Genomic DNA, 2,721 nt, shown 5'->3' on the forward strand with positions numbered 1-2,721 from the left:
TCGATCCATTAGTATCCGTCAGCTCCGCGTGTCACCACGCTTCCACCTCGGACCTATCAACCTCATCGTCTCTGAGGGATCTTACTTACTTGGCGTAAGGGGAAATCTCATCTCAAGGGGGGCTTCATGCTTAGATGCTTTCAGCACTTATCCCGTCCACACGTAGCTACCCAGCTATGCTCCTGGCGGAACAACTGGTACACCAGCGGTGTGTCCATCCCGGTCCTCTCGTACTAAGGACAGCTCCTTTCAGATTTCCAACGCCCACGACGGATAGGGACCGAACTGTCTCACGACGTTCTGAACCCAGCTCGCGTACCGCTTTAATGGGCGAACAGCCCAACCCTTGGGACCGACTACAGCCCCAGGATGCGATGAGCCGACATCGAGGTGCCAAACCTCCCCGTCGATGTGGACTCTTGGGGGAGATAAGCCTGTTATCCCCGGGGTAGCTTTTATCCGTTGAGCGACGGCCCTTCCATACGGTACCGCCGGATCACTAAGCCCGACTTTCGTCCCTGCTCGACTTGTAGGTCTCGCAGTCAAGCTCCCTTGTGCCTTTACACTCTGCGAATGATTTCCAACCATTCTGAGGGAACCTTTGGGCGCCTCCGTTACTCTTTGGGAGGCGACCGCCCCAGTCAAACTGCCCACCTGACACTGTCTCCGGACCGGATCACGGCCCTGGGTTAGAATGTCCGTACAGCCAGGGTAGTATCCCACCAGCGCCTCCACCGAAGCTAGCGCTCCGGCTTCTAAGGCTCCTACCTATCCTGTACAAGCTGTACCAACATTCAATATCAGGCTACAGTAAAGCTCCACGGGGTCTTTCCGTCCTGTCGCGGGTAATGCGCATCTTCACGCATAGTATAATTTCACCGGGTCTCTCGTTGAGACAGTGCCCAAGTCGTTGCACCTTTCGTGCGGGTCGGAACTTACCCGACAAGGAATTTCGCTACCTTAGGACCGTTATAGTTACGGCCGCCGTTTACTGGGGCTTCGGTTCAACGCTTCGCTTACGCTAACGCATCCCCTTAACCTTCCAGCACCGGGCAGGTGTCAGCCCCTATACTTCGCCTTGCGGCTTCGCAGAGACCTGTGTTTTTGGTAAACAGTCGCTGGGGCCTTTTCACTGCGGCTCCTCGGCAGAGGAGCACCCCTTCTCCCGAAGTTACGGGGTCATTTTGCCGAGTTCCTTAACGAGAGTTCTCCCGCTCACCTTAGGATACTCTCCTCGCCTACCTGTGTTGGTTTGCGGTACGGGCACCTCTTTCCTCACTAGAGGATTTTCTTGGCAGTGTGAACTCAGGAGCTTCGGTACTTTAGTTCCCTCCCCATCACAGCTTGACGTTGCCGGACGGATTTGCCTATCCGACCGTCTCACTGCTTGGACGCGCTCATCCAATGGCGCGCTCTCCTTATCCTCCTGCGTCCCCCCGTCGTGCCAACGGAAAGGAGGTGGTACAGGAATATCAACCTGGTGTCCATCGCCTACGCCTTTCGGCCTCGGCTTAGGTCCCGACTAACCCTGAGAGGACGAGCCTTCCTCAGGAACCCTTAGGCTTTCGGTGAAAGAGATTCTCACTCTTTTTTCGCTACTCATACCGGCATTCTCACTTCTAAGCGCTCCACCAGTCCTTACGGTCTGACTTCACAGCCCTTAGAACGCTCTCCTACCACTGATCTTACGATCAATCCGCAGCTTCGGTGGTGTGTTTAGCCCCGGTATATTTTCGGCGCAGAGTCACTCGACCAGTGAGCTATTACGCACTCTTTCAATGATGGCTGCTTCTAAGCCAACATCCTGGTTGTCTAAGCAACTCCACATCCTTTTCCACTTAACACACACTTGGGGACCTTAGCTGGCGGTCTGGGCTGTTTCCCTCTCGACCATGAACCTTATCACCCATGGTCTGACTCCCAGAACAAAGTCGTTGGCATTCGGAGTTTGACTGAATTCGGTAACCCGATAGGGGCCCCTCGTCCAATCAGTGCTCTACCTCCAAGACTTTCTATTCTGAGGCTAGCCCTAAAGCTATTTCGGAGAGAACCAGCTATCTCCGTGTTCGATTGGCATTTCACCCCTACCCACACCTCATCCCCGCAATTTTCAACTTGCGTGGGTTCGGACCTCCAGTCAGTGTTACCTGACCTTCATCCTGGACATGGGTAGATCACACGGTTTCGGGTCTACGACCGCATACTCATTCGCCCTATTCAGACTCGCTTTCGCTGCGGCTCCGCTTCTGCGGCTTAACCTTGCATACGGTCGTAACTCGCCGGTTCATTCTACAAAAGGCACGCCGTCACCCATTAACGGGCTCCGACTACTTGTAGGCACACGGTTTCAGGATCTCTTTCACTCCCCTTCCGGGGTGCTTTTCACCTTTCCCTCACGGTACTGGTTCACTATCGGTTACTAGGGAGTATTTAGCCTTGGGAGATGGTCCTCCCGGATTCCGACGGAATTTCTCGTGTTCCGCCGTACTCAGGATCCACTCCGGAGGAAGAAAGGTTTCGACTACAGGGCTGTTACCTGCTCTGGCTGATCGTTCCAGATCGATTCGTCTACCTTCCTTCTTTGTAACTCCAAAGGAGTGTCCTACAACCCCAGAAAGCAAGCTTTCTGGTTTGGGCTGATTCCGTTTCGCTCGCCGCTACTCAGGAAATCGCGTTTGCTTTCTCTTCCTCCGGGTACTGAGATGTTTCAGTTCCCCGGGT

General features: G+C 54.3%; 1 rRNA gene. It reads right to left on the minus strand.

What is annotated here, in order from left to right:
- A 23S ribosomal RNA gene (locus Q7A53_RS21620) occupies nucleotides 1-2,721 on the minus strand; the annotation flags it as partial.

Source organism: Halobacillus rhizosphaerae (genome assembly GCF_046719735.1).
Classification (GTDB): domain Bacteria; phylum Bacillota; class Bacilli; order Bacillales; family Halobacillaceae; genus Halobacillus_B; species Halobacillus_B rhizosphaerae.